This is a genomic window from Exiguobacterium sp. s36, assembly GCF_018618345.1.
Lineage (GTDB): Bacteria > Bacillota > Bacilli > Exiguobacteriales > Exiguobacteriaceae > Exiguobacterium > Exiguobacterium chiriqhucha.
Window position 1 is genome coordinate 159,013 of sequence record NZ_JACSLW010000004.1, and the last position, 25,499, is coordinate 184,511.

30 protein-coding genes are annotated in these 25,499 nt (G+C 51.5%); 6 read left to right on the forward strand and 24 right to left on the reverse strand.

Annotated elements, in window-relative coordinates:
- Nucleotides 1–29 precede the first annotated feature (29 nt).
- The 3 genes from KNP95_RS10515 to KNP95_RS10525 all read right to left on the reverse strand — a co-directional run bounded on the left by KNP95_RS10515 (nt 30) and on the right by KNP95_RS10525 (nt 3,324).
- Nucleotides 30–1,937: an LTA synthase family protein gene (locus tag KNP95_RS10515; RefSeq protein WP_214714034.1), complete on the reverse strand. Its 1,908-nt coding sequence runs from the start codon at nt 1,935–1,937 to the stop codon at nt 30–32.
- 195 nt (nt 1,938–2,132) lie between these two features.
- Nucleotides 2,133–2,912: a sulfite exporter TauE/SafE family protein gene (locus KNP95_RS10520; protein ID WP_029595924.1), complete on the reverse strand. Its 780-nt coding sequence runs from the start codon at nt 2,910–2,912 to the stop codon at nt 2,133–2,135.
- 40 nt (nt 2,913–2,952) lie between these two features.
- Nucleotides 2,953–3,324, reverse strand: coding sequence for a rhodanese-like domain-containing protein (locus tag KNP95_RS10525; RefSeq protein ID WP_242679019.1), 372 nt, complete (start codon nt 3,322–3,324; stop codon nt 2,953–2,955).
- Between the two features lie 113 nt (nt 3,325–3,437).
- Between KNP95_RS10525 and KNP95_RS10530 the strand changes: the two genes are divergently transcribed.
- From KNP95_RS10530 to KNP95_RS10540, 3 genes are all read left to right on the forward strand, one after another.
- Nucleotides 3,438–3,734, forward strand: a complete 297-nt coding sequence (locus KNP95_RS10530; protein ID WP_021066637.1) for a rhodanese-like domain-containing protein — start codon at nt 3,438–3,440, stop codon at nt 3,732–3,734.
- A gap of 68 nt (nt 3,735–3,802) precedes the next feature.
- The gene (locus KNP95_RS10535; protein WP_214837040.1) at nt 3,803–5,203 is read left to right on the forward strand and encodes an MBL fold metallo-hydrolase; all 1,401 of its coding nucleotides are present in this window, start codon (nt 3,803–3,805) and stop codon (nt 5,201–5,203) included.
- 63 nt (nt 5,204–5,266) lie between these two features.
- On the forward strand, nt 5,267–6,388 hold the full coding sequence (locus KNP95_RS10540) for a redoxin domain-containing protein (RefSeq protein ID WP_214837042.1): 1,122 nt from the start codon (nt 5,267–5,269) through the stop codon (nt 6,386–6,388).
- Nucleotides 6,389–6,456: 68 nt separating this feature from the next.
- Here the strand turns inward: KNP95_RS10540 and KNP95_RS16215 are convergent, their stop codons facing one another.
- The 5 genes from KNP95_RS16215 to KNP95_RS10565 form a co-directional block, all read right to left on the reverse strand.
- Nucleotides 6,457–7,047 (reverse strand): YrvL family regulatory protein, encoded by a 591-nt coding sequence (locus KNP95_RS16215; protein ID WP_353048990.1) that lies wholly within the window; start codon nt 7,045–7,047, stop codon nt 6,457–6,459.
- A complete protein-coding gene (gene nfsA, locus KNP95_RS10550) occupies nt 6,954–7,706 on the reverse strand; it encodes an oxygen-insensitive NADPH nitroreductase (RefSeq protein WP_131472295.1) in 753 nt (250 codons plus the stop codon). The genes KNP95_RS16215 and nfsA overlap by 94 nt, the downstream gene beginning before the upstream one ends.
- Nucleotides 7,707–7,947: 241 nt before the next feature.
- Nucleotides 7,948–8,487, reverse strand: a complete 540-nt coding sequence (locus KNP95_RS10555; RefSeq protein WP_214755698.1) for a sugar O-acetyltransferase — start codon at nt 8,485–8,487, stop codon at nt 7,948–7,950.
- A gap of 114 nt (nt 8,488–8,601) precedes the next feature.
- The gene (locus KNP95_RS10560) at nt 8,602–10,071 is read right to left on the reverse strand and encodes a catalase (protein ID WP_214837046.1); all 1,470 of its coding nucleotides are present in this window, start codon (nt 10,069–10,071) and stop codon (nt 8,602–8,604) included.
- Between the two features lie 108 nt (nt 10,072–10,179).
- Entirely contained in the window at nt 10,180–10,761 is a 582-nt protein-coding gene (locus tag KNP95_RS10565; protein ID WP_021066644.1) for a DUF2238 domain-containing protein, read from the reverse strand.
- A 154-nt stretch (nt 10,762–10,915) separates the two neighbouring features.
- On the opposite strand from KNP95_RS10565, the gene KNP95_RS10570 reads away from it, so the two are divergent.
- Entirely contained in the window at nt 10,916–11,329 is a 414-nt protein-coding gene (locus tag KNP95_RS10570) for a VOC family protein (protein WP_214837047.1), read from the forward strand.
- Nucleotides 11,330–11,546: 217 nt separating this feature from the next.
- The gene (locus KNP95_RS10575; RefSeq protein ID WP_214837049.1) at nt 11,547–12,095 is read left to right on the forward strand and encodes a GrpB family protein; all 549 of its coding nucleotides are present in this window, start codon (nt 11,547–11,549) and stop codon (nt 12,093–12,095) included.
- Between the two features lie 149 nt (nt 12,096–12,244).
- Here the strand turns inward: KNP95_RS10575 and KNP95_RS10580 are convergent, their stop codons facing one another.
- From KNP95_RS10580 to KNP95_RS10630, 11 genes are all read right to left on the reverse strand, one after another.
- The gene (locus KNP95_RS10580; protein WP_021066646.1) at nt 12,245–12,970 is read right to left on the reverse strand and encodes a class I SAM-dependent DNA methyltransferase; all 726 of its coding nucleotides are present in this window, start codon (nt 12,968–12,970) and stop codon (nt 12,245–12,247) included.
- Nucleotides 12,970–13,317, reverse strand: a complete 348-nt coding sequence (rsfS, locus tag KNP95_RS10585) for a ribosome silencing factor (protein ID WP_021066647.1) — start codon at nt 13,315–13,317, stop codon at nt 12,970–12,972. The genes KNP95_RS10580 and rsfS overlap by 1 nt, the downstream gene beginning before the upstream one ends.
- Nucleotides 13,318–13,327: 10 nt before the next feature.
- Nucleotides 13,328–13,885: a bis(5'-nucleosyl)-tetraphosphatase (symmetrical) YqeK gene (yqeK, locus tag KNP95_RS10590; RefSeq protein ID WP_021066648.1), complete on the reverse strand. Its 558-nt coding sequence runs from the start codon at nt 13,883–13,885 to the stop codon at nt 13,328–13,330.
- Nucleotides 13,875–14,444: a nicotinate-nucleotide adenylyltransferase gene (locus tag KNP95_RS10595; protein WP_058763065.1), complete on the reverse strand. Its 570-nt coding sequence runs from the start codon at nt 14,442–14,444 to the stop codon at nt 13,875–13,877. Before KNP95_RS10595 ends, yqeK begins: the two co-directional genes overlap by 11 nt.
- On the reverse strand, nt 14,441–14,737 hold the full coding sequence (yhbY, locus tag KNP95_RS10600; RefSeq protein WP_021066650.1) for a ribosome assembly RNA-binding protein YhbY: 297 nt from the start codon (nt 14,735–14,737) through the stop codon (nt 14,441–14,443). The genes KNP95_RS10595 and yhbY overlap by 4 nt, the downstream gene beginning before the upstream one ends.
- 5 nt (nt 14,738–14,742) lie before the next feature.
- Nucleotides 14,743–15,528 carry a shikimate dehydrogenase gene (gene aroE / locus KNP95_RS10605; RefSeq protein ID WP_021066651.1) on the reverse strand — a complete coding sequence of 262 codons (786 nt, stop codon included), beginning with the start codon at nt 15,526–15,528 and terminating at the stop codon, nt 14,743–14,745.
- On the reverse strand, nt 15,525–16,637 hold the full coding sequence (yqeH, locus tag KNP95_RS10610) for a ribosome biogenesis GTPase YqeH (protein WP_029595938.1): 1,113 nt from the start codon (nt 16,635–16,637) through the stop codon (nt 15,525–15,527). Before yqeH ends, aroE begins: the two co-directional genes overlap by 4 nt.
- Before the next feature lie 134 nt (nt 16,638–16,771).
- Nucleotides 16,772–17,398, reverse strand: coding sequence for a YqeG family HAD IIIA-type phosphatase (locus KNP95_RS10615; protein ID WP_021066653.1), 627 nt, complete (start codon nt 17,396–17,398; stop codon nt 16,772–16,774).
- A gap of 128 nt (nt 17,399–17,526) precedes the next feature.
- Nucleotides 17,527–18,309 carry a phosphatidylserine decarboxylase gene (locus tag KNP95_RS10620; protein WP_051627745.1) on the reverse strand — a complete coding sequence of 261 codons (783 nt, stop codon included), beginning with the start codon at nt 18,307–18,309 and terminating at the stop codon, nt 17,527–17,529.
- The gene (locus KNP95_RS10625; protein ID WP_021066655.1) at nt 18,306–18,725 is read right to left on the reverse strand and encodes a thioredoxin family protein; all 420 of its coding nucleotides are present in this window, start codon (nt 18,723–18,725) and stop codon (nt 18,306–18,308) included. Before KNP95_RS10625 ends, KNP95_RS10620 begins: the two co-directional genes overlap by 4 nt.
- 66 nt (nt 18,726–18,791) lie before the next feature.
- A complete protein-coding gene (locus KNP95_RS10630; protein ID WP_021066656.1) occupies nt 18,792–18,986 on the reverse strand; it encodes a YjzD family protein in 195 nt (64 codons plus the stop codon).
- Between the two features lie 164 nt (nt 18,987–19,150).
- Here KNP95_RS10630 and KNP95_RS10635 point away from each other — a divergent pair, with 164 nt between their 5' ends.
- Complete coding sequence (locus KNP95_RS10635; protein ID WP_029595940.1) at nt 19,151–19,963, forward strand: Cof-type HAD-IIB family hydrolase; 813 nt, start codon at nt 19,151–19,153, stop codon at nt 19,961–19,963.
- Nucleotides 19,964–20,019: 56 nt separating this feature from the next.
- Here the strand turns inward: KNP95_RS10635 and KNP95_RS10640 are convergent, their stop codons facing one another.
- The 5 genes from KNP95_RS10640 to KNP95_RS10660 all read right to left on the reverse strand — a co-directional run bounded on the left by KNP95_RS10640 (nt 20,020) and on the right by KNP95_RS10660 (nt 25,481).
- On the reverse strand, nt 20,020–20,691 hold the full coding sequence (locus tag KNP95_RS10640) for a 5'-methylthioadenosine/S-adenosylhomocysteine nucleosidase family protein (protein ID WP_021066658.1): 672 nt from the start codon (nt 20,689–20,691) through the stop codon (nt 20,020–20,022).
- A 74-nt stretch (nt 20,692–20,765) separates the two neighbouring features.
- A complete protein-coding gene (locus KNP95_RS10645; RefSeq protein ID WP_214837051.1) occupies nt 20,766–21,614 on the reverse strand; it encodes a YitT family protein in 849 nt (282 codons plus the stop codon).
- 145 nt (nt 21,615–21,759) lie between these two features.
- On the reverse strand, nt 21,760–24,057 hold the full coding sequence (locus KNP95_RS10650; protein WP_021066660.1) for a glycoside hydrolase family 65 protein: 2,298 nt from the start codon (nt 24,055–24,057) through the stop codon (nt 21,760–21,762).
- A 210-nt stretch (nt 24,058–24,267) separates the two neighbouring features.
- Nucleotides 24,268–24,675 (reverse strand): general stress protein, encoded by a 408-nt coding sequence (locus KNP95_RS10655; protein ID WP_021066661.1) that lies wholly within the window; start codon nt 24,673–24,675, stop codon nt 24,268–24,270.
- A complete protein-coding gene (locus tag KNP95_RS10660) occupies nt 24,672–25,481 on the reverse strand; it encodes a YsnF/AvaK domain-containing protein (RefSeq protein WP_021066662.1) in 810 nt (269 codons plus the stop codon). The genes KNP95_RS10655 and KNP95_RS10660 overlap by 4 nt, the downstream gene beginning before the upstream one ends.
- Nucleotides 25,482–25,499: the final 18 nt, after the last annotated feature.

The window sequence follows — 25,499 nt, forward strand, 5'->3', positions numbered from 1 at the left end:
AAGATTGTCTCCAACCTTTCCTCTCTTCGTTATTGGTCTTGCTTGAAGCGGAGTAAATCCGAATAGATGAGCTGATCGTTCATCTCGAGGATTTTGTTCGCTTCTTCTTCAAGTGGCGTACATGCTGCACCGTCTTCGGCGACTTCGCCAGTCTTCGCGTCATAACACATCGACTGCGTGAACAGATGGTCTTGTGTCACGACCGTTCCATCACGGAAGATGGCGCGGTCATAATGCTCTTTCGAGAACAAGTCATTCCCGAATCCGACCTGTTCAGACGTATCGATTCCGAGCAAGTGCTGAATCGTCGGGTTCATGTCGACGTGACTTCCGATCGTCTCGTGCACTTCACCTTTGTCTTGGCCCGGTAAGTGGATCGCGAACGGGACCGCTTGGAGCTTGGCCACATCGTATGGCGTCAACTCGTCTTTCCCGAGCAGATCCGCCATGGCGGCGTTATGGTTCGTCGAGATGCCGTAATGGTCACCGTAGACGACGAAGATCGTGTCATCCCACATGCCGTTCGCCTTCAACTCGTCGATGAACAAGCCGAGGGCGTAATCCTGATAGGCAAGCGCCTGCGGGAAGTTGTTGAGCGTCGTCGAGTTCGTCTCAAATTTCGGGACGAGCTCGTGCTTCTCACTCGGCATCGTGTACGGGAAATGGTTCGTCAGCGTGATGAACTTCGCATAGAACGGTTCCGGTAGCTCTTCGAGCATCGGTACCGATTGGCGGAAGAACTCATCATCGAGCAGACCCCACTCCGTCATATCCTCAGGGTTCCCGAGGTCGTAGCTGGCTTCGTCAAAGAACTTGTCGACGCCGATGTTTTGATACATCTGGTCGCGGTTCCAGAACGATTTGTTGTTGGCGTGGAACACGGCCGAGTAATAGTTGTCATCTTTGATGACTTCCGGTAACGCGTTATATTCGTTGTCGGCGTTCGTGAAGTAGACTCCTCCACGCGAGAGGCCGTAAAGCGAGTTATCGAGTGCGAACTCGGCATCTGACGTCTTCCCTTGACCGGTCGTATGGTAATAGTTCGGCCAGTAATGGGACTCTTCGATCAGTTTGTTCAAGTTCGGCGTGATGTACTCGCCATTCGACGCTTTCATGTTGTGCGTGAAGTTTTGGGCCGACTCGAACGAGACGACGACCACGTTCTTGCCTTTATACTTCCCGAACATCTCCGGGTCCGGAGCCGCATAGTTCTGACGTGTGAAGTTCTCGACTTCGTCCAGTTCAGAACCGTCTGCGAGCGCCTTCTGGGCCGACGTCTTCGTTTGGAGCATGGCGTCGTAGACGTGGAAGTTGAACGTTCCTAAGTTTTTAACCAACAGCTCTCGGTCGAACGAGCGCGTCAACAGTTCTGGACGCTCCGTTTCGGCGAGGACGAGGTTGAACCCGAACAAAGCCGCGGCCGCACCGAACGTGATTAAGACGCGGCGTTGCGATGCCTGGCTCGTCTCGTTCATCTTCCATAATAGGAATGGAAGCACGACGAGGTCCCCTAATAGAAGCAAGTCTTTCCATTCGAGAAGCGACAGGAACGAAGACGAGAGCGTCTCCATGTTCGACGACTGGAACAAGACCGGTACGGTCAAGAAGTCTGTGAACTCACGATAGTACGTCGTATCCGCGAACAAGATGAGCGAGGAGACGAGGTACAGACTGTACAGTGCCCACTTCCGCTTATTCCCCCCAAAGAAGAAGCTGAAAGCGAACAGGAACAACGTGAAACTGAGCGGGTTGATGATGAGGATGAATGCCTGGACCGCGTTCTCGGCCGGCATATTGAAGAAGAACTGATACGCGATCAGCGACTTCGTCCATAACAGGATGGTGAACATCCAAAACAGACGGTGTGTCTTGAACGAGTCGAGCGCCGTCTGGCGGAAGCGGTCCATCCTTCCTTTCGATTGATTCGTGTGATTCATGTAAACACTCCTTATATGGAATTCAAGTTAAAGATTCATTTTCTTTTTAGACGTATAAGCTATATTTTAACGTTCCCTTGAACTCAATTCAACTAATTGACGTTTACAACTATACACAAACTTAACAATCCGATTGCAATGTTTACGAAAAAAAGACTACCGAGTCGCCTCGGTAGCCGATTACGAGTGATTCGCTCACCCGATGATATCCATCCAAATTTTTACTGTACTCGCTAAAATGAGTAACGCTAAAATCATCTGCAGTGATTTCGTCTTCATGTTTTTACCGACGTTCGCGCCGAGCGGTGCGGCGATCAAACTGGCGATAATCATGATGACGGCAGGTTCCCACACAATTTGGTCGGTGATGATTTTCCCTGCTGTCGAGCCGATTGACGAGATGAACGTGATGGCGAGCGAACTCGCGATTGCCATCTTCGTCGGAATCCGGAGCACGACGAGCATAATCGGCATCAAAATGAACGCGCCTGCCGCCCCGACGATTCCCGCGGCCACCCCGACGACGAACGCCGAACTCGCTGCAATCACTTTATTGAATGTGACTTGGTCGAGCGGGACGTCCTCGACGTTCTTTTTCGGTAAGAACATCATGATTGTCGCAATCGTCGCGAGCACGGCGTAGACGACGTTAATCAAGTTCTCAGACAAGAGCGTCGAGCCGTAGCCGCCGATGAAACTCCCGATCAAGACGGCGACACCCATATACAGGATGAGCTGCTTGTTCAAGTAGCCGCCTTTCCGGTATGCGTAAATCCCACCGATTGTCGCGAAGAAAACTTGAATCGCGCTGATTCCCGATACTTCATGGGCGCTGAACGCTGCGAAGCCGAGAAGCGGTGGAATGTACAACAGCATCGGATATTTAATAATCGATCCGCCAATCCCGACCATCCCCGAAATGAACGACCCGATAAAGCCGATCAAAAAGATGGTGATAATAAATCCAAATTCCATATTAACTCCTCCAATTCCCTACCCTCTATATAAGTAAGTTTTATTGTTGTTCCCAAGCGATCATGCCGCCTGAGATATCATAAATTTCCGTGTAGCCACGTTCTTGCAACAGCTGTGCCGCTTGAGCACTTCGATTTCCGCTCTGGCAGATGACATAAATCGGTTCATCTTTCGGATAAGGTAATTCGGTTGCATTTAATGATGAAAGTGGTGCGTTCACCGCTCCTTCAATATGCCCCCCCTCGTATTCATCCACTTCTCGGACGTCTAACAAGGTTATTTCTTCGTTTTCCAATCTGTTTTGTAGTGTTTCGACGTCGATTTTTGTAATTTCACTCTCATCTGACGTAAAAAGAACGATTCCGACCGTCGCTAGCACTAAAATCGATACAATCATCATGATTTTCTTCAATTTTCGACCTCCGATTCTTTTTCTTGCATTCAGTATACCTCAGGGGGTATATTAAAAACAACGAAAGAAACTCACTTCAAAAATTCTTGAATCACAAAGGAGATTTATCACTCATGAAAACCATTTCGACTACTGAACTAGAAACGTTGCTTCAATCTGATGAGACGCTTAACTTGATTGATGTTCGAGAGACAGACGAATTTGCAGGTGGCCACATCAAGCAAGCGAAAAACGTCCCACTCTCTGAATTCGGTGCGAAAGTCGATGAGCTCGATCGTTCGAAACCGATTCACGTCATCTGTGCGGCAGGCGGACGAAGCATGAACGCTTCGGCTTACCTCGACTCACTCGGCTTCGATGTCGTCAACGTCGATGGCGGCATGATGAGCTGGACAGGTGAAACGGTCTAACAATCTTCTATATATACAGTACAAAAACACAGTCGTTTACAGTCAACTATTCTTAGGGGGTATTCCACATGTTATTACGTTATTTCTATGATCAAAAATTAGCACAAGCATCTTATATGGTCGGTTGCCAAATGACCGGCGAAGCCGTCGTCATCGACCCGGCCCGTAACATCACACCGTATCTTCAGGAAGCTGAAAAAGAAGGCATGAAAATCGTCGCGACGGCTGAGACTCACATCCACGCCGACTTCGTATCAGGTTCACTCGAGCTTGCGAAACGCACCGGTTCAACAGCTTATCTCTCAGACGAAGGTGACGCGTCATGGAAATATGCGTTCGCGAAAGACATCGATTCAAAACTCGTCAAAGATGGCGACACGTTCAAAGTCGGTAACGTCACACTCGAAGTCATGCATACACCAGGTCACACGCCAGAACACATCTCGTTCTTGCTCTACGACCGGAACCAAACACAACCGATGGGCATCTTCACAGGCGACTTCGTCTTCGTCGGCGACATCGGTCGTCCTGACCTGCTCGAAGAAGCAGCCGGCGTAAAAGGAACGACAGCCATCGGTGCCGAGCAAATGTTCAACTCGCTCAAGAAGTTCAAAGCTCTTCCTGACTTCGTTCAAGTCTGGCCGGGCCACGGTGCCGGCAGTGCCTGTGGGAAAGCGCTCGGCGCCATCCCGACATCGACAGTCGGTTACGAGAAAGCGACGAACTGGGCACTTCAAATGACTGATCAAGATGCGTTCATCAAAGAGTTGACGACGGATCAACCAGAACCGCCGAACTACTTCGCAATGATGAAGAAAGTAAACAAAGAAGGCATTCAAGTGACGAACATGATCGCTCGTCCGGAAGTCGTCGGTACGGACCGCCTCGACACGCTCGTCGACGAGACACACGTCGTCGATACACGTACAGGGGAAGAATTCGCCAAAGGACACGTCCCTGGCACCATCAACATCCCATACAACACGAAATTCGTCTCATGGGCCGGCTGGCTCGTCAACTTCGACAAAGACATCACGCTCATCGCGAGCGCGGAAGACGTCGAACAAGTGCAGACCGATCTTCAATCAATCGGTCTCGACCGTCTCCGCTTCATCGTCCCAGTCGAAGAGCTCGGTCAAGAACTCTTGACGGAAACGTACACGGACGTGACAGCGGAACAAGCGATTGAATCAGCTGAAAAAGGTGACGTCTTCGTCCTCGACGTCCGGAATGCGACGGAATGGAATGCGAGCCACTATGAGAAAGCAGAGCGCATCCTACTCGGTAAGTTAGCGCGCGACCACGAAGGCCTCCCGACAGACCAAACAATCGCCGTTCACTGTGCGTCAGGCGTCCGTTCACGGATGGCCGCGAGTGTGCTACAATCACTCGGCTACAAGGATATCCAAAACATCCTCGGTGGCTATGGTGCGATGAAGACTGTCCTCAATGCAGAACAAATCGGCTAATGCTATACTACAAACAAAGAAAGCGCCCACTCGTCTGGGCGCTTTTTCTCTAGGAGGGATTGTGTGATTGCGATCGGTCCATTGAACGTTCGACTCGATTTACTGGCTATGATGGCCAGCCTGCTCATTCTCTACATCGGTTTTAAAAAAATCGGCTTATCGGAAAAAGACCGCGACGCCGTCCTCGGCACATGGTTCGCCGGTTTCCTCGCGTGGAAAGGAAGTGCAATCGTCCTCGGTCTCGCGTCGACGGGTAGTTTGGCCTTATCCCTTTATGCGACCGGGGGCACGTGGTCAATCCTGATCGCCGCTGGTGTGATTGCATTTTTCGTCTACCGGCTCTCGCCTAGCCTTCGTGGCTATTGGTTGTTCTCGGCCTTGTTCCTTTGGTTTGCGATGACGCTCGTCGTCCCGAAATATGGGACGCTCCCGCTGCTTTCTTCATCGCAACCGCTCCATCTCTATATGGCCGCCCTCATCGTCTTACTGCTTATCGCGACGTGGCGCTGGATGCGGACACCGACGCTCGGAGCACTGCTCTGGACGGGGGTCGGTGCATTTTCGATTTGGTTGATCGGGTCAATCGTCACCGGTACGTTCGAGTTGTGGTGGGTCATTCCGTTCTTCCTTCTAATCGCCGTCGCCGCCTACGTGGCGCGACCGTCCCAGAAGACCCTTCAATACGGACTCGGTCTCATCGTCGTGCTCGCCATCATCAACGCCAGCCTACCAGACGAGACACCACGACTCGAAGCCGGTTCGTCTCAGACCGGTTTGAACATTGGTCAAGTGCCACCGAACTTCGAATTGAAGCGGACGGATGGGACGACGTTCAACTTGAGTGAGTTGCGCGGCGAACGGATCGTCGTCAACTTCTGGGCGTCGTGGTGCCCACCGTGTCGGGCCGAGATGCCTGACATGGCCAAGTTTGCCCGTGAACAAGACGATGTGACCATCGTCGCCGTCAATACGACGACGAGCGAACGGGATGTCGCTGATGCCGAATCGTTCGTCGCCCCGTATGAAGATGCGTTCGAAGTCGTCTATGACGAAGAAGGAATCGTCGGGGATGCGTATCGGATTCAGGCGATGCCGACGACGTACGTCCTCGATGAAAATGGAGTCATCGTCGCCAAGCAATTCGGCGCCATTGACCACGCCTGGCTCGATGCTCAGACAAATTGAAAATAAAGGAGCGGTTTTCTCTCGATTGAGAAAAGCCGCTCCTTTATTTGTCTCGCCGGTAATTCTACTCATCTTTTTTCGTAAGCTTCAAATTCTTTTGAACCTCGTTTTGGAGAATCAGGATCTTGTTGAATAGATAACCACCCTACTAGACCTGTGACAAGCGAGAACAGACTGATCCCCAGTTGAGAAATCGACACAGACGTCATCAATCGGTCAATGATGTTAACAATAATGAATGTACTCATGATGTGAAGGAACAAAGCTAACATCCCTGTATGTGATTGGATGACATTGAGAGTCGTCAACGCCTTCAATAAAGCCGACAGAAACAAGTTAATCGGGATCTCTGACAGTCCGTATACGAGGAAGAAGAGGAGCAGACTCCACAACGATTCATATTGTAGACCGAGTATTTTCAAGATTAGAAATTCAAGAGATGTAAACACAATCAATATGATTGAAATAATCAACGTACAAATCAATAAAGGTTTGATTCCTTTTATCGTGATTGCCTCCTTCTGTTTAGACAGCGTCCCCAAATTAAAAACCGCCTGAGCGGTTCTTAATTTTGCTTTAAATAACCTTGAGTCTTCAAGAAGTCTTTTACGTCGAGCCGGGTCGGTTTCGATAACATCCGTCCCATTTGTCCGGTCCACGTGTCGCTTCGTTGGTTCGACCCACGGGCCGCGTAGTAGTCGTGAATCGTCGCATCGTACGCATCGAGTTCTTGTTTCAGTTGCTCGGCGTCTGCGACGTATGTGTTCTCGTGATAAATATGTTCGAGCGGGAGGCGCGGTTTTTGACCTTCGACGTGCTCCGGTACACCGACGGCAAGTCCGAAGAGCGGCAATACCCGCTCCGGCAGACCGAGCAGTTCCTTCACGGCGAACATATCATTGCGAATCCCACCGATGTAACAAATGCCGAGGCCCATCGATTCGGCGGCCACGACGGCATTTTGCGACGCGAGCGCGGCATCGATGACCGCGACAAGCAACTTCTCGTCCGTCTCGAGCGTCGCATTCACTTCGGCCTCCCGCAGTTCTCCAATCAACTCGTGTCGATATAGGTCGGCGCAGAAGACGAAGAAGTGACCGTTGTCGATGACGTATTGCTGGTTGCCGGCGATTTCGGCCAGACGTGCTTTCTTCTCCGGGTCGGTCACCCCGATGATGGAATAGGCTTGGATAAAGCTCGACGTCGACGCGCGCTGGGCGCTCTCGACGATGAGCCGGATTTGTTCGTCGGTTAACGTCTCGTCCGTGAACGAGCGGACAGAGCGGTGGTTCAGTAGTGTTTCGATGACTTGATTCATGAAGCTTCCCCCTTTTTTCTTATCTTGGCATAACCACAAGATCGGGACAATTTTGAAAGCTTCTATTCAGACATCCACCTCAAAAATCGCCCACGGTAGCCAAAGGACAGATTCTGTCTCCACGTCTTCTTGATTGCTATATGTACAATAGCGTTCTGCTTCTTCAAGCGTCGGAATCAAGCCATGTTCATTCAAACGAAACGGGAACTGTTCAGCAACGTATTAGTTCGTTGTTTCATCATCATTCTTGCTCAATCGCTTTGATGATTTTGGCTGGGTTTCCAGCCACCACGACGTTCGGAGGAACATCTTTCGTTACAACGGAACCTGCAGCGATAACCGCACCATCGCCAATCGTTATTCCTGCCAAAACGACGCAACTCCCTCCAATCCATACATCGTTGCCGATATGAATCGGGGTAGCGATCCCACTCTTGTTTCGGTCACGTGAAGGTAACGCATGTCCTGCCGTATAAATCCCGACGTTCGGTCCAATCATGCAGTCATCGCCAATCGTTACTTCAGCCATATCTAAAATCGTACAATTATAGCCTGCATAAAATCGATTTCCCACATGAATGTTAGTGCCTAAGTCACAATGAAAATTGTGTTCAACGACCGGATTTTCACCCACTGTACCAAATAGTTCACGGAGGATTGACGCTCGTAACGTATCATCATCGACTTCAGATGCATTGAAGCGCTGCACGAGCCGCTGTGCACGTCTTCCTTGACGCTTCAGAGCGTCAGTTCCTCGTTCATAATAAATGGTCTCTCTCATCACATGTTCCTCCTGACGTATGGATTAGGGCCTGCTAGTCAAAACGAGCCATCCCTGTGCTCTTCATTATACGCAAAAAAGCAGAGCGGCTGTTGCCGACTCTGCTTAAAATAATTATTCCGTCACTTGACTCAAGAACGGTGTGATATCGACGTTAAGTGCTTCCGAGAGACGCGCACCGAGGTCGCGGTCGGCCCGGTAGAAGTTGCAGATCAAGAGGAGCACCGTGTTTTCATGGCGAACTTCTTTAATATGCGCCACCAAGTTGTTCACGAGTGCCGTCTTCTCTTCTTCCGAGTAGCGACGGTACACTTCTCCAGCTTGACCGAAGTCGTTCGTCTTCTCGATTTTTTGACGTCCGGCCACGCCTGAGAGTGGTTGTTCCGTCTCGATATAAGCCGCGTCCGGTTTCGGTGCGTCCTCATAGCGGTTCGGTTCATAGTTGACCGGGCTCGTTTGTTGTTTGAACGGCATCACGCCATCACGCTGATTGTTCGACACTTGTGCGAACGGACAGTTGATTGGGAGCTGCAAGTAGTTCGCTCCGATACGGTAACGTTGCGTATCCGAATAGGAGAACAAGCGACCTTGGAGCATTTTGTCTTCCGACGGTTGAATCCCAGGTACAAGCACGCCCGGGTTAAAGCCGACCGATTCCGTCTCGGCAAAGTAGTTATCGACGTTTTTGTTGAGTGTCATCGTGCCGACGAGTTGATACGGGATGACGTCTTCGAACCAGTCTTTTGTCGCGTCGAGCGGATCGAAGTCGAAGTTGTCCATATCGGCCGGGTCGAGGATTTGGACGTAGAGATCCCATTCTGGGAAGTCGCCTTCCTCGATGGCGTTGAACAAGTCGCGTGTCGCATGGTTGAAGTCTTCGGCCTGTACTTTCGCCGCTTCTTCCATCGACAAGTTTTTAACGCCTTGTTTTGGGACCCAACGGAGTTTTATGTACACCGTGTTTCCGTATTCGTTGACCCATTTGAATGAGTGGACCGATGAACCGCGCATATGACGGTATGAGGCTGGAATCCCTTCATCGCTGAACAAGTGGATGAGCATGCTCGTCGATTCCGGCGTGAGCGACATGAAGTCGAAGAAACGGTCTGGGTCTTGCAAGTTCGTCCGTGGGTCCGGTTTGAGTGAGTGGATCACGTCTGGGAATTTGATGGCGTCACGGATAAAGAAGACCGGTAAGTTGTTTCCGACGAAATCATAGTTCCCTTCTTCCGTGTAAAACTTGACCGAGAATCCACGTGGGTCACGAAGCGTCTCTGGTGAGCCAAGACCATGGATGACGGTTGAGAAGCGAGCGAAGATTGGTGTCTCTTGTCCCTCTTCCTGCAAAAATTTGGCTTTTGTATATCGTTTCATGCTATTTTTAACTTTGAAGACACCGTGTGCTCCGGCACCACGGGCATGCACGACCCGCTCCGGCACGCGCTCACGGTCAAAGTGGGCGAGTTTTTCAATGAGTTGATAATCTTCGAGAAGTGTCGGGCCGCGGCGACCCGCTGTGATGGAGTTGGCGTTATCCCCGATTGGGACGCCTTGGTTAGTAGTTAGACGACGATGTTGATCCATATTGTTGCCTCCTCTTTATAATTATTCTTACAAAGTTAATGATATTAAAAGATAATAATTATTACAAATAAAACGCTCGAGCACTGCTCGGGCGTTTTGCAATCGCTTTCAGTTTTTACGTTTCTTGTGTTGTTCTTTCCGGTGAATCTCGGTCACGAGCAAGGCTGCGATAATGCCGCCGAGTGATCCGGCAACGAGATCGACCATCGTGTCGTCGTTCCCGTTCCCTTGCATCGTCGTGTTCAATAGCAAGTCCGATGTGAATTCATACATTTCCCAAAGTGCCGCCCCGGCCATCGCGAAGACGACGATATAGACGAAGACGAACCGCTTCGGCATCTCAAGTCGGATGTCCTCATCAAGTCGACTTAAGAAATCGAAGCCGAGAAACGCCAAGAAGACGCCGCTCAACACGTGAAGAAACGTGTCCCACCAACCGTTCGAATACAAGCCGACAATCGACCCCAAGTACTGCGACGCAAACAAGAATAAGATATAGGCGACTTTCATTTTAGCGTCGAACTCGGTTTTGAACGTCTTCTCGAGGATGAACGGAATCAAACCCGACACGATCCCTGCCCCGGCGACGCTCGCGTCAAACCACTCTCCTTCGATGATCGACGTGACGAGTATGACCGCCATGAACAACACGAACCCGAATTCCAATAGACGTCCTCGTGTCAGTTTCATCTCTGCGCGCCTTCCTTCGTAAGAATGTCTCACCTACCGTATTCCCGTTTCAGCGACCGTTTCAACAATCCCTTCCGAAAATTCGTGCTTTTGTCGGATTCTTCCGTCATCGGTTTGTCTCATACTGAAAGAAACGATTCGAGGAGGAACACTCATGCCGATCAACCCTTATCTCAATTTCAATGGCGACTGTCGCGACGCCGTCCTGTTTTATGCCGACGTCTTCGCCGAGCCCGCCCCGGACATCATGACGTTCGCTGCCCAGCCTGGACCGGACGGTGAACCGGTACCGGACGAGCTGGCCGACCTCGTGCTCCATGCCCGTCTGAGCGTCCACGGCACTTCGCTCATGTTTTCGGACGCGATGCCGGACGGTCCAGCCACGTTCGGACAGAACATCACGCTCGCCGTCGTGACAGATGACCTCCACGCCATCCGTCGTGAATTCGAGGCCCTATCTGACGGCGGCCGTGTCCTCATGCCGCTCCAAGAGACGTTCTGGAGCAAAGCGTACGGCATGGTCGAAGACCGTTTCGGTGTCCAATGGCAATTCAGTCACGAGGCTTGACCATGACAAAGACCCCATGCTACTTGCGATGGGGTTTTTCGACTCTTTTTATGATTAGCATTATGACGGGGCCATGAATCAACACTGAATTACTTGTGAACGGAGAAACAAGGCTGTAAGCAACATGAGATAAAAATGATCTGGTTCTCTATATCGCGTTTTAAAATGAGGTTCTGCGTATAAAGTGAAAAAACTTTCAGGGAGATGGGATAAACTCATGAAAGAAGACAAACACGAACACTCAAATATTCCGATTTGGGCTTATGAGACTATTGAAATAGAAGATTCTAATGTGCAGTGGGCACGGTTAGGTCTACAAGAAACAAGAGAGTTGTTCGACTTACTTTCAAAGTTTGACATCAAGGAAGCGGAACACATAGGTAGTACGGCCGTTCCTGGTCTACCCGCAAAACCGATTATAGATGTGATGATTGGGATCGAATCGTTTGAAAAAATTCACGATATTGTTGATACGTTAACGTTGCATGATTGGCACTATGTACCACCTGAACTAGATGGACAATCCTGGCGGAGATTTTTTGTGAAAGTAAAAAATGATAAGCGAGTTGCTCATTTACACATCATGAAAATAACAGAAGATCGTTGGGGAAAACAGATTGAGTTTCGAGATAAATTACGAGACAATCCTTCGCTTGTAAATGAGTACGGGCTTCTTAAAAGACGTTTAGCAAAAGAATTTCGTAATGACCGAGAAAAGTATACTCAAGCTAAAGCTGCCTTTATAAATCAAGTATTAAACACCTGACTTGGAGGCATGGAAACACGAATTGGGCAAACATGACTGCAGCAATGCTTCACTTCGGGCAGAACCATCAATAAAAAAAGAATCAGACCGCATATTGCGATTTGATTCGTTAACAGCTCGAGACCCCATCGCAATCGATGGGGTCTCGTTTATTTCTGGGCGACAAAAAAGATTCGTTCTGCGTTCGGGCCCGGAGCTTGGTCCGTAAAGTCGGCCGTGACCGATTTCACATGGAAGCCGGCTCCGATGAGCCATTGCATATATTGCCCCGGCTCATACGTCCGTTGCTCATGCGTCTCTTCGACACGCTCATACGTGCCATCCTCAAGGGCGACAAAGAACGTCAAATCGTGAACGACCGAGAGCGGTGCTTCGCCTGGGTCGGCGAACCAGATATACGAGCAATCTTCCCCGTTCGAGGCATACGTCTTCTGGTTGAAAAGCGTCTGCATCTTGTTCGGCGAATGCACATCAAAGATGAACATGCCGCCCGGTTTCAATTGTTCGTACACCGCCTCGAACGTGTCGATGACATCGGCCTCATCCTCGAGATAGCAAAGCGAGTCACAAAGGATTGTCACGGCGTCGACCGGGTGTGGCAATTCAAGCTCCCGCATATCCTGTTGCCAGAGCGGAAGCGTGATGCCTGCCTCGAGCGCTTTCTCTTGGGCGACTTCGAGCATCGACTCAGATAAGTCGAGTCCGATCGTCTCGTAATACTGCGCCAAGCGAATCGTCGCCGAGCCCGTCCCGCATCCGACGTCAGCAAGCGATGCACCGTCTTTGACATGGCGGCGCACGAAGGCGACCCAGTCCTCGTACGGGGCATCTTTCATCAACTCATCGTAGACGTAGGCGAACCCTTCGTACGCCATTAGCCGACTTCTACTTCCACTTGTGGCGCATCTGCCCACAGTTTTTCAAGGTTGTAGTAGTCGCGGTCATCGCGATGGAAGATATGGACGACGACGTTTTCGAGGTCAGCGAGCACCCAACGTGCCGAGTCCATGCCTTCGAATTTGTGGAGCGGAAGCTCATGCTCTCCGGCCACGTCTTTGATTTCGCGCGCGATCGCTTGGACTTGCTTCTCTGAGTTACCGTGGCAGATAACGAAATAATCTGCAACTGGTGAGATGCCTTCCATGTCGAGGACGACGATATCTTCGGCACGCTTATCGTCAGCGGCCTTCACGATCAATTCTAATTCTTCTTTTACAGTCATACTGTACCTCCTAGGGTGTTTTCACAAAATGGTTATACGTCTCAATCGTCAGCGGGAAAATCCGCACCGACTTGTTCAATAAATAAGCAATCGTCTGGCGCAACGTCGCGACGACGGCCGCTTCGAGCGAACGATCCGCGAGGTCACGTAAGACGTCGACGCCGGGATACGACCGATTCGGTTCGATCGCGTCCGCAACGAATAAAATCTGGTCGAGCCGGGACATGCCCGGTTCTCCGGTCGTGTGGTTCTTGATGGCCGACACGACGGCCGGGTCAAGGTCGTACGCTCGGTCTAACAGGATGGCCCCGACCGGCGCATGCAACAGCTCGTCATCGAACGCAAGCAAGCTCGGGTCGAGGTTCTCCTCGACCACGACTTGCCGCATCATGTCGGCATCCAAATATTTCGCATAGTCGTGCAACATCGCCGCGAGTCGCGCCGCTTCCACATCGGCACCGTACAAGCGGGCCAACCGGTCGGCCGTCTCGACGACACCGAGCGTGTGGATGTAGCGTTTCTCGGGCAACGTCGCCTCAATCAATGATTGTGCTTCCTCATACGTCATACAAGTCGCGCTCCTTGATATAAGTTTCGACATCGAGCGGGACGAGATATTTGATGGACTTGTCCCGTCTCGTCCGCTCCCGGATATCGGTCGACGAGATCTCGAGTTGCGGCATATCGATCGTGCGCACATCTGCCTGTTTCGGGATGCGGTAGCGGCTGCCCGGACGCGCGACAGCCCCGAACGTGACGAGGGTGACGAGCGTCTCGTAATCGTACCACTTCTCAAGTGATTCGAGCGAGTCCGCCCCAATCAAGAAGAAGAACGTGTCGTCCGGAAACAAGTCCCGCAACCGTCTCATCGTCTCGACCGTATAGGACGGTTCGTCACGTTCAAACTCAATCAAGCTTAGTTTGAACGCAGGTTGATCTGCAATCGCCCGCCGGGTCATTTCGATTCGGTCTTTAGCCGGGCTGAAGCCCGCCTTGTGCGGCGGAATCGCCGCCGGCAGAAACCAGACCTCATCGAGTTCCAACTGTTCGCGCGCCTGTTCGGCGATCAATAAATGACCGAGATGTGGCGGGTCGAACGTGCCTCCCATCAGGCCGATGCGGCTCATGGGAGTTTGATTTGGCGATTTTCTTTCTCAGTCGCCTGTTTGTACAAGACGATGACTTTTCCGATGACTTGAACGACTTCGGCTTTCGTGCCTTCAGCCAATTCTCCGGCTACGTCTTTCGGCGTATCGGTACAGTTTTGAAGCACTTGAACTTTCAAGAGCTCACGTTTTTCGAGCGCGTCGCTGATGTCTTTACACATCGCTTCACTCACTCCATTTTTTCCGACTTGATAAATCGGCGAGAGGTGGTGTGCCTCGGCACGTAAAAAGCGTTTTTGTTTACCTGATAACATACTATTTATTCCTCCAATAAGCGTTCAATTAACTTCATTCCGACAAGTTGATCCGGTCTCACACCTGTCCAATATTCAAACGCCAAAGCGCCTTGTCCGACGAACATGGCAGTTCCGTTGACGATTTTCGCGTCTGCTTTGGCGGCTTCCTTTAAAAACGGTGTGACGAGTGGACGATATATGATATCACAAACGACGGTGTTTTGTCGTAAACCTTTTAACGATCGTGGTGAATCGACGCCGTCCATGCCGACCGATGTCGTCTGGATGATGACGTCATACCTTGCGATCTCGACATCTGTGAGCGCCTGCGCCTCGATCCCGAACGCGTCCGCGAGACGCTCCGCCCGTTCCATCGTTCGATTCGTGACCGTGACGTCACGGGTCGGCAAGGCACTGATGATGCCGCGCGCTGCCCCACCCGCCCCGATGACGAGCACATGGCCCGTCCAATCAGTCCAGCGGTCGAGCGCGGCGACGAGGCCAGCACCGTCCGTGTTCGTCCCAATCAGCTTCCCGTCCCGCTTATACACCGTGTTGACGGCACCAGCGGCTTCGGCCGCCACATCGAGTGTATCAAGGTACGGGATGACAGCCTCTTTATACGGGATTGTGACGTTGAATCCGTCCCAGACACCGTCACGCATCTGTTGAAACAAGTCCTCGATTTCGTCCGGGGTGACGTCGAGCGCCTCATAGCGCCCGAAAAGCCCAGACGCTCTCAGCCACTGCTCGTGCAGGACGGGAGAGAGCGAATGAGCAATCGGGTGACCGATGACGGCCAGTCTCATACGAGCGCCTCACGCAATGTGACGGCAACTCCTTTTGGTGCCCACGCGGCGATGCGTCCACCTTTTCCGTGAATCGCAACCCAACCGAGTCCGCTGAAGACGATGTCTGTCTTGACGCCGTCACGGAGACTGAACTCGTGACGCACGAGCGGAGGCAATAGTTGCAACGTTTTCTCGTTCGGCGGATTGAGCATCTTACCGATATGGTTTTCGTATAGTTCATCTGCTTTGTCGAGCTTGGTCCGGTGTGTCTTCAACTCGTTCGACATGTAGACAACGAACGAGCGCTTGTTGCCTTCCATGTAGTCGAGACGGGCGAGTCCACCGAAGAAGAGTGTCTGCTGCGGGTTCAATTGGAACACGTGCGGCTTAATCTCTTTTTTCGGGGTGATCGTCTTCAAATCTTTCGCATCGACATAATGCGCCATTTGATGACGGTTGATAATCCCCGGCGTATCGTACAGGTTCGCATCATCGTCGAGCGGGACGTCAATCAAATCGAGCGTCGTTCCCGGGAAATGACTGACCGTGATGATGGCCTCGTCTTCTGCTCCGAAACGCTTGATGATTTGGTTGATGAGCGTCGACTTCCCGACGTTCGTACAACCTACGACATAGACATCCTTGCCTTTACGATAGTACTCAATCTTCTCTGCGAGCTCGTCGATGCCGTGCCCTTTTTTGGCACTGATCAAGTGCACATCGACCGGGTTCAAGCCGAGTTCTTTCGCTTCAGACTTCATCCAGTTGGCCATCCGGTTCGGGTTGACCGACTTCGGTAACAAGTCGACTTTGTTCCCGACCAAGAGGACGGGGTTCGTGCCGACTGAGCGTTGTAGCCCTGGCAACCAGCTGCCATTGAAGTCGAAAATATCGACGATTTTAATGACGAGCGCTTCTTTGGAGCTGATGCCGTTCAAGATGCGCAAGAAGTCGTCATCTGTCAATTCGACGTCTTGAATTTGATTGTAGTGCTTCAATTTGAAGCAACGTTGGCAAATGACGATCTCGCGATCGAGTGCCGATTTTGGTGCATAACCGGCACCGGTCGGGTCTTCCGTTTGAATAGCGACACCGCAACCGGCGCAATAACGTGTTGTTTCTTCCATAATGTTGTCTGCTGTCATTTAAGTTGCCTCTTCTTCATTCACTGTAGCGCCTCGCCGCTACTCCTGAAGCGTTAATTCCGACGCCTTACGCGCCGTACATGGACAGCCTCCTTCTTCCTGTGCGTTCGAGGTCCTTATTCATCTTTTTTATGTGAATCTTCGGAACGTGAGTGCATCGCTTCACCGATTTTCTCAGCGACGGCCACTTTGGCGCGCTTCGCATCGACGGCGAGTTCCTCAACTTTTTTCGTGATCAACACGTACTTTCCGCGACGTTTCATATGGGCGAACACGACTTTTTCAAGCATGCGATTGAACTTCGTGACGAGTCCGTCCGTCTTGACGACCGGTTGCACGTGGATGACGTGAATCCCGGCCATGTTGGCACCGAGTACGTCCGTGAACAATTGATCGCCTAAGAAGATGGCTTCTTTCGTCGAATAGCCATATTTTGCGAGCGCCTGTTTGAATCCAGACGGTAACGGCTTTTTCGCACGTGCCACATAGTGAAGGCCGAGCGGTTCCGTGAACGTACGTACGCGGTTCTCGTTGTTATTCGAGACGACGATGACATCGAGGCCGTGTGACTTCACTTTTTCAAGCCATAGCAAAAGAAGCTCTGGTGCGTGCGGGACGTCCCAGGCCACGAGTGTATTATCAAGGTCCGTCAAAATTACACGTACCCCACGGTCTTTCAATTCTTCAAGGTCGATGTCAAATACTGACGCGACGAACTGTTTCGGATAAAGTCGATTAAACACGGTTAAATTCCTCCAATTAGCTAAAGCGATTCAACTACTATACATGTAGTGATATCCCTTCTATGGTAAACGAAAACCGACCAAACGACTAGTGTATCGTTCGGTCGGCCTGAAAAAGTTTTAAAAAATCAACCGTTTTGCATCGTCCCGATGACTTCTCCGAGTCGAACCGGGCCGATTTTGGCTGGGTCGATGGTGACGCGGCCTTTCTCAAAACAAAGGATGACGGTCGAGCCGAATGAGAAATAACCGACCTCGTCGCCTTTGCCCGCGTGTTCGCCTTCAAGCGTCCATTCGATCGTATTGACGTTCAACGCCCCGACCATGATGTGCTCGTATACTCCAACGGCCGTCTCGAAGCGTGTGACGCGACGATAGTTGCGTGAGAGCGGACGAACCGTCTCCGTCAACCCGATGTCATTCACCGGTGCCGAACGGTCACCGAGTTCATAATGACTGAGCACCCGCCCGGCGAGCGGGACGTGGACGCGGTGATAGTCACGCGGGCTCAAATAAAGTACACAGACCGTACCGCCGGCGTAACGTCTTGCTTCTTGTTGCGATCCGAGCAGTTCGGCGAGCGTGTACGACTGACCCTTGACCTCGAAGCGGCTGTCGTCCGTAATATCGGCCACGATGGACAGTTTGCCGTCGCATGGTGAGACGACCGAGTTCGGGTTGGCGTCAATCGGCCGGACCCCGTCTTTCAAATGACGTGTGAAAAAGGCGTGCAGGCTCGGATAAGCCTCGATCGGTTCCGCCGCTTCATCAACGTTGATTTGATACGTTTTCGCAAACGACGGGATGAAGGCCCGGCTCGCTGACGATTCAGCGAAGGCACGGAGTCGCTTGGCAATGACCGGGGTCGCGTTCAATTCAAACAAAGTCTGATATAAGCGGCTTTTGATCACTGTGTGCCCTCCTCGTTTTTAAAGAACGTTTCATACTGTTGCTCAGAGACCGCTCCTTCAACACGTCCGACTTCTTTTCCATCTTGGAAACGAATCATCGTCGGTGTCCCGTTGATGCCATAAGTCGTCCAGACGTTGTGGTCGGCCAAGTTGATGGAGACGGCGTCATTCTCTTCGATGAGTGGCTCGACGTATGGTTTGACTTGCTCACAGTATTCGCAACCTGTCTGCCAGAAGTAGACGACGACTTCCTCTTCTTCTGAAATCTTCGTCTCGAGCTCGTCAGGTGTGACGGCGTTGACGCCCGTCTCCTCGTTCGCGTTGTTCAAGAAGAACAACAAGCCTAGACCGATGACGATGATGACTCCGATGATGGCGAACGTGATGAAGTTCGCCCGTTTGGCATTGTTTTTCATATTCGATTCCTCCTAATAATATAAAAAGAACTGACTCGGATATGAGCCAGCTTGGTTGTAGACGTCTTACTTCTCTTGTGCGACGTCGCTAATCCCCATATCTTGGTTAAGCGTGTCCAAGAGTACAATAAAGATCGTGATGACGACGCCAAAGAATGTCGCGAGCATCGCGTTGAACGTCACGCCATCGACAGCAGAAATGATAAAGATTGCTGTATTCGAAAGCAAGATCGCCCAGAACAATGTGACTAAGTAACGCATCGATAGTCCCCTCCATCTCACAGATGATTCATGAAAAATTCATACGTCCTTAGTATAGCATTGTTACCGTAAAATGTGCGACCTCGATTGTATATTCTTTCCGTCGAAACGGGAAATATGGTACGGTTTGAGAAATAAGCAACTCGTAGAAAAGAGGAAACCCTATGTCACGTTATTTAATCGCAGTCGATTTGGATGGAACGTTGTTGCGCGACGACAAGACGATCAGTGAGCGCAACGTGCGCGCGCTTCAAGCAGCCCGTGAGGCGGGTCATGAAGTGATGATCGCGACCGGTCGCCCACAACGCCACTCGATCATGTATTACGAAGAGCTCGGCTTGACGACACCGCTCATCAACTTCAACGGCGCGCTCGTCCATCACCCGAAAGATCCGTCATACGCAGTGACGCACCGGCCGATTCCCCTCAAGACGGCGCACGAAATTATCGAGGAAGTATCGGAAACGAAAGCGCACAACATCGTCGTCGAAGTGACCGACCACGTCTATTTCCATAAAGATCCGCAAGAGTTTTACAGCCCGTACGCCGAGCGCGCGCTCAGCGTCACGTCGGGCAACTTGCTCAAACACTTGCAGGAAGAACCGACATCGCTCCTCATCCACGCGACGAAAGAGCACGTCGACAACGTCCGCGCTCGTTTGAATAAAGTCCACGCCGAGGCCGTCTTGAACCGCCAATGGCGCATGCCAGAGCACATGATCGAGGTCATGAGCCAGAACACGTCGAAAGCGCTCGGGTTGCGCGAAGTATCGAAACATCTCGGTATCAACCGCAAAAACATCATCGCGTTCGGCGACGAGGAAAACGACCTCGAGATGCTCGACTACGTCGGCACCGGCGTCGCGATGGGCAACGCCATCAGCCAGTTGAAAGCCGTCGCGGATGAAGTGACCGCTTCGAATATGGAAGACGGCATCGCCATCTACCTCGAAGAAAAACTTGGCATCAAAGCATAATCCACACACCGACTGTTCATGCAGTCGGTGTTTTTTGCGTTCGATTCTAACCATGGTCAAATAAAGCGCCACAAATAGTCGTCAAAAATCTTGGTCATCACTTTCGGGGTGTTCGCGATGTACACGTTGATTTGTTCCACGTTCGATTCATACGGATCCGCGTCACGTTCATCCGTCGGGAAGTCTGAGATTCCTTTGATGACGATGCATTCGACGTCATTTTTCTTGCAGATATACGCGATGGCGCCTGCTTCCGTATCCGCGATGGTGATGTCGTGTCCTTTCAGTTCCAGGTAGTCGTTCCACATCACGACCGCCCGATCGGCCGTCGCAATGGTACCCGTCAAAAAATCGTCCCCGTAGTTCGCTAGTTCAATGTCGACGATGAACGATTGCTTGATCAGCGGCTCTACTTCTTTGACCGTGCAATCGTATTGAACAGCGCGATGAGGGATGAGGATATCCAACTGGTTGAACGTATCGTCGATTCCGGCGCACGTGCCAGCCACAATCACTTTCATTAAATTGAAGCGAGACATCATATATTGATTGGCACCGACCCCGTTCGCTTTCCGCACACCGGTGCTGTAGAAAACGAGTTCGACATCATCAAGCGTCCTCTTGAAATACTCGCCATACGGGTAACTGAACCGCTCATCCACGCTAACGTCATAATACTCCAATGTCGCTTCATACTCCCATTTCGTCGCAATACTGACTCCAATCATCACACGTCCCCCTCACACTCGTTTTATCTCTACCTATACAATAACCCCCGCTGAGCGTTCAGCGGGGGTTTATTTTAGCGTCGGAACGCACCTTCGACATCTTCAGTCGGGACCATATTGATGAAGACGCTTGGATCGGCGTCTTTACAGATGCGTGTGATTTCACGCACTTCGTGTCGTTGAGCGACCATCATGAGCGTCGCTTTCTCGACTTTCGAGTATGTGCCGATCGCCGGCATGAGCGTGATGCCGCGGAAGACGTGCTGGTGCAACTCCTTCGTCACTTCGTCCGGATGACTCGTGACGATGAAGAGCGTCTGGCGCTGCGTATTCGTATAAATCTCATCGATGACTTTCGACGTCACATATAAGAAGACGATTGTATAAAGCGCGGTCTGCCAACCGAACAACGCACCGGCCCAAAGCGCGATCATCATGTTCATGAGGAACAGATAGACGCCGACCGAGTTGTTCGTGAACTTCGCTAAGATCAGGGCGACGATATCGAATCCGCCGGTCGAGGCACCGAAACGAATCGTAATGCCCGAACCGATGGCGAGCAAAACCCCACCGAACACAGCGTTCAAAAGCGGGTCGTCCGAAATGATTGACGACTGCGGAAGCACGCGAATGAACACGGTGACTGCCGCGACGCTGATCAATGTATGAATCATCATGTTCTTGCCGAGCATGAAATAACTGACGATCAACAGCGGTAGGTTCAAGACGAAGAACCAAATCCCTTCCCCGAGCTCAAACGGTGTCCCCGCAAACAGTTGCGTAAAAATTTGGGCGAGCCCCGTAAATCCGGTCGAGTATACCCCCGCCGGGATTAAAAATAATGTCATGGATAATGCAACGAACACTCCCCCGATAATCGAAACGATTCCGATGCGAGCGTGTTCTTTAACGGCTTCCGTCAAGTTTTGTCTCCCCTTTCAAAAATGGCTAAGAATCAAGATAACATAGTTTTCTAGTGCTGCCTACCATAAAAATAATGGGATGTGTCCACGCTCTTCATAAAAAAACAAGCCGGCCGAGGCCGACTTGTTGAGCTGATGCGTTTGGTCACGCTTTCACCGTCTCGATTGTCACGGCATCGTTTGCCGGGACCGTGACGATGTTTCCGTATACGCGGATGGACACGTCCGTGCCACCTGTCTGTTTGATCGTCACTTGTTCACGCGTCGACGTGACCGTCAAATGATGACCGCGCCAGAGCATGTTGAACGAGTACCCGTTCCAGCCCTTAGGAATCATCGGGCTGAATGTGAGCTCCGACTCAAGGGCGCGCATTCCTGCGAAACCGTGAACGATCGACATCCATGAGCCGACCATCGACGTGATGTGAAGCCCGTCTTCTGTATCGTTGTTATAGTTATCGAGATCGAGTCGTGCCGAACGTTGGTACAACTCGACCGCCTTGTCTTCATAGCCGACTTCGGCTGCGATAATCGAGTAGACGCAAGGCGACAAGCTCGACTCATGGACCGTACGCGGCTCATAGAAGTCGAAGTTGGCCCGCTTCTGTTCGACCGTGAAGCGATCGCTGAACGTATACAGTCCTTGGAGCACGTCCGCCTGCTTGATGAAGTTCGAGCGGAGGATACGGTCCCACGACCAGTTTTGATTGAGCGGCAAATGTTTCGGATCGAGGTCTTTCACCAAAATCTGTTCTTTATCCATGAAGCCGTCCTGTTGCATGAACACGTCTGGGACGAGGTCATCTTTCGGGTAGTACATCTTCGTTTGGATATCGTTCCACTTCGCGAGTTCTTCGTCTGAAAGACCGAGCGTCGCGACAAGTTCTTCAAGGCGCGCCGGCTCTGCTTCTTTCAAATAGTTGTACACTTCTTGCGTGTACTCGAGCGTCCAAGCGGCAATCAAGTTCGTATACCAGTTGTTGTTGACGTTGTTGTCGTATTCGTTCGGACCTGTGACGCCTAGAATCATATACACGTCTTTGTGCGGGACAAAGTTGACGCGGCTCGCCCAGTAACGCGAGATCTCGACCAATACTTCAAGTCCGTATTGACCTAGGTATGACTTGTCGCCCGTGAAGTTCGTATAGTTGAAGATGGCGTGCGCGATCGCACCGTTCCGGTGAATCTCTTCATGCGTGATTTCCCACTCGTTGTGGCACTCTTCCCCGTTCATCGTCACCATCGGATAGAGGGCGCCTTCCATGCCGACGTTTTTGACCGAGTTCTCTTTTGCTTGCGGCAATTGGTTGTGACGATATTTGAGCAAGTTCCACGATACTTCCGGTTTCGTCGTCGCCAAGTAGAAGTGGAGGCAATACGCTTCCGTGTCCCAGTATGTGGCGCCGCCGTATTTCTCGCCGGTGAACCCTTTCGGTCCGATGTTGAGGCGCGAGTCCTCGCCCGTATACGTCTGATACATGTTGAAAATGTTGAAGCGGATACCTTGCTGCGCTTCAGCGTCGCCGTCGATGCGGACGTCCGCGTCTTCCCAACGAGCGAGCCATGCTTCCGTCTGCTCGGCGAGAAGCGTTTCGAAGCCTTTTTCGAACGCCATCTCGACACGTTGCATCCCTTCCGATTGTAACGCCTCGACTTCATAATCACGGTTCGTGACGACCGAGACGTACTTGTACGCCGTCGCCGTCTCACCAGCTGGTGCCGTGACCGTGAACTTGTTGGCGACGTAAAGGTCCGTCGCTTCGAGCACTTCGCAACGTGCCCCCTCGACGTCAGCAATCATCGATGCCGTGACGTGCCAGTCGAGCTTCTTCGTTTTCGTTGTCACGAAACCGAAACGCTCTTCGACGCCGTGTTCGACCGGCAACCAGAACTTCTCATCGTAGTTCGAGTCTTCGTTGACGACATCGCCGTCCAAGAAAGGTGTGAATTCGACTTTCGCTTCGTAGTTGACCGGAGTGACGTTGTAACGGATCGCCAAAATCTCTTTGTCGACGATTGAGAAGAACCGGACGACTTCGACGTTCGTCTCTTCCGTCCCGTTCACGAGCGTGAACGTCCGCGTCAAGACACCGCGCTGCATATCAAGTTCACGCGTAAAGTCTTTCACTTCCCACTTCGCCAAGTCGACCGGCGTCCCGTTGATGGCGACACGAAGCCCAACGACGTTCGTCGCGTTCAATACTTTTGCGAAGTATTCCGGATAACCGTTCTTCCACCAACCGACACGTGTCTTATCTGGGTAATAAACACCGGCCACGTAAAAGCCTTGATGTGTATCGTTTGAATACTCTTCTTCAAAGTTGCCACGCATCCCCATATGTCCATTCCCGAGCGAGGTAATTGATTCCGCCAGGCGATTTTCTTCCGGATGTAGGCCTTTTTCCGTTACTTTCCATTCGTCGACTGCAAACAATCGTTTCATCTGTCTGCCACTCCTTTTTCTCTACAAGGCTACTCGTCATTAGACAATCGAATCATGCAACCGTTTGTCTATGAAAGCGCTGTATTTCAATCTCACCTCTCATTTTACACGACTCGCACGAGAATGCAATCGTTTGCATAAACTTTTTTCTTACTTTTTGGAGCAAACAAAAAACCTACCACCTTTTCAAGAAGGCAGTAGGTGCTCTAGTCACTTGTCTTGGTCGCGCCCGAACGCCGCGTTCGCTTCGTGCCCTTCGAACGCCGGGTTGTTTCCGTCATTGAACCCCGTGTCCGGTTCATCGAGAATCAAGGCGTAGCCTCCGTTCAAAATATCGCCATACGCGCGGTTGACGTCGTCGTCAGCGAGACCGAGGTCGAGCAACGCCCGCTTCACTTCCTGCTCGCCTTCGGCCACACCCGCGAACTTTTGCATCCAGTTCGCGCTCGCTGCTTCCACTTTTGCGTCGGTGTTCCGTTTGACGAGCGAGACGTCATCTTTGTCTCTCGCGACGACATATAAGTCGCTCTCCTCATAGCCTTCCTCGGTCAGTTGATCGATTTTGGCGACGAGGGCCGCCTCGTCTTGGTATGTGTCTACAAATCGACGTTTGCTCATCGTGTCTCATCCTTTCGGGTTGTCTGGTCATGAATCGTGACGTCGGCCTGGCCGACCTCGGTCACTTCAATTTCTTCTTTACGGAGCGTCTCCGTCATCGTCTTCACGTCTTCGGTCACTTGTTTCCGAACGATAATCTCTTCGACGACGACAGGACGTTTGACGATGAACGCCCGTTCCTCGATGACTTGAATCCGGAGATGGTCCCCTTCGTCAATCGTGCGAATGCCGGGCTGATTAAAGTCATAGTCCTCGAGCACGTCTTCTGACCCTGGTGTCCGCTCCACATGAACCTGTTCCCTGCGGACCGGAACTTCAATCTCTTGAACTGTCTCCGCGACGTGTCGATTGATGACGACCTCGCCCGTTTGAACGGCTTGTTTCTCGACGGTCAAGCGTTCCTCGTGCAAGGCAAGCGTCTGTTCTTCCGTCTCCGGTTCTGATTTCATTTTCGGGCGGCCGGCCTCAAGCGATTGGTCGCCACGGTCGGCATCGACGTACAAGAAGAGTCGTCCCTGCTCGACTTCCTGAGCGAAGCGATCCTGTTGCTCCTTCGTGAGCCGCATGCTACCAAGCCAGCGTTCAATCGGTCGCTCGCTCGATGTGACGAGTGAGGCGACCGTACCCGGTTCGTCGGTGACGAGCACATATAACTTCGACTGGCGTCGGACCGCGTCCGCAACGTCGGCTCGTTTGACGAGGACGTACATGTCCTCTTCGGCGTATCCTTCTCGTTTCAAATCGACCGTTCGATTGAGCAGCGCCTCCGGCTGGTCAAATACTTCAGAGATAATCGCATGTTTCATAGCATTGATTCCTCCTAT

What these genes read in the sequence shown, in the direction of transcription:
- KNP95_RS10515 (WP_214714034.1), bottom strand. Translation starts at nt 1,937, where the DNA reads ATGAATCACACGAATCAATCGAAAGGAAGGATGGACCGCTTCCGCCAG.
- KNP95_RS10520 (WP_029595924.1), bottom strand. Translation starts at nt 2,912, where the DNA reads ATGGAATTTGGATTTATTATCACCATCTTTTTGATCGGCTTTATCGGG.
- KNP95_RS10530 (WP_021066637.1), top strand. Translation starts at nt 3,438, where the DNA reads ATGAAAACCATTTCGACTACTGAACTAGAAACGTTGCTTCAATCTGAT.
- KNP95_RS10535 (WP_214837040.1), top strand. Translation starts at nt 3,803, where the DNA reads ATGTTATTACGTTATTTCTATGATCAAAAATTAGCACAAGCATCTTAT.
- nfsA (WP_131472295.1), bottom strand. Translation starts at nt 7,706, where the DNA reads ATGAATCAAGTCATCGAAACACTACTGAACCACCGCTCTGTCCGCTCG.
- KNP95_RS10555 (WP_214755698.1), bottom strand. Translation starts at nt 8,487, where the DNA reads ATGAGAGAGACCATTTATTATGAACGAGGAACTGACGCTCTGAAGCGT.
- KNP95_RS10560 (WP_214837046.1), bottom strand. Translation starts at nt 10,071, where the DNA reads ATGGATCAACATCGTCGTCTAACTACTAACCAAGGCGTCCCAATCGGG.
- KNP95_RS10565 (WP_021066644.1), bottom strand. Translation starts at nt 10,761, where the DNA reads ATGAAACTGACACGAGGACGTCTATTGGAATTCGGGTTCGTGTTGTTC.
- KNP95_RS10570 (WP_214837047.1), top strand. Translation starts at nt 10,916, where the DNA reads ATGCCGATCAACCCTTATCTCAATTTCAATGGCGACTGTCGCGACGCC.
- KNP95_RS10575 (WP_214837049.1), top strand. Translation starts at nt 11,547, where the DNA reads ATGAAAGAAGACAAACACGAACACTCAAATATTCCGATTTGGGCTTAT.
- KNP95_RS10580 (WP_021066646.1), bottom strand. Translation starts at nt 12,970, where the DNA reads ATGGCGTACGAAGGGTTCGCCTACGTCTACGATGAGTTGATGAAAGAT.
- rsfS (WP_021066647.1), bottom strand. Translation starts at nt 13,317, where the DNA reads ATGACTGTAAAAGAAGAATTAGAATTGATCGTGAAGGCCGCTGACGAT.
- yqeK (WP_021066648.1), bottom strand. Translation starts at nt 13,885, where the DNA reads ATGACGTATGAGGAAGCACAATCATTGATTGAGGCGACGTTGCCCGAG.
- KNP95_RS10595 (WP_058763065.1), bottom strand. Translation starts at nt 14,444, where the DNA reads ATGAGCCGCATCGGCCTGATGGGAGGCACGTTCGACCCGCCACATCTC.
- yhbY (WP_021066650.1), bottom strand. Translation starts at nt 14,737, where the DNA reads ATGTTATCAGGTAAACAAAAACGCTTTTTACGTGCCGAGGCACACCAC.
- aroE (WP_021066651.1), bottom strand. Translation starts at nt 15,528, where the DNA reads ATGAGACTGGCCGTCATCGGTCACCCGATTGCTCATTCGCTCTCTCCC.
- yqeH (WP_029595938.1), bottom strand. Translation starts at nt 16,637, where the DNA reads ATGGAAGAAACAACACGTTATTGCGCCGGTTGCGGTGTCGCTATTCAA.
- KNP95_RS10625 (WP_021066655.1), bottom strand. Translation starts at nt 18,725, where the DNA reads ATGAAAAACAATGCCAAACGGGCGAACTTCATCACGTTCGCCATCATC.
- KNP95_RS10630 (WP_021066656.1), bottom strand. Translation starts at nt 18,986, where the DNA reads ATGCGTTACTTAGTCACATTGTTCTGGGCGATCTTGCTTTCGAATACA.
- KNP95_RS10635 (WP_029595940.1), top strand. Translation starts at nt 19,151, where the DNA reads ATGTCACGTTATTTAATCGCAGTCGATTTGGATGGAACGTTGTTGCGC.
- KNP95_RS10640 (WP_021066658.1), bottom strand. Translation starts at nt 20,691, where the DNA reads ATGATTGGAGTCAGTATTGCGACGAAATGGGAGTATGAAGCGACATTG.
- KNP95_RS10650 (WP_021066660.1), bottom strand. Translation starts at nt 24,057, where the DNA reads ATGAAACGATTGTTTGCAGTCGACGAATGGAAAGTAACGGAAAAAGGC.
- KNP95_RS10655 (WP_021066661.1), bottom strand. Translation starts at nt 24,675, where the DNA reads ATGAGCAAACGTCGATTTGTAGACACATACCAAGACGAGGCGGCCCTC.
- KNP95_RS10660 (WP_021066662.1), bottom strand. Translation starts at nt 25,481, where the DNA reads ATGAAACATGCGATTATCTCTGAAGTATTTGACCAGCCGGAGGCGCTG.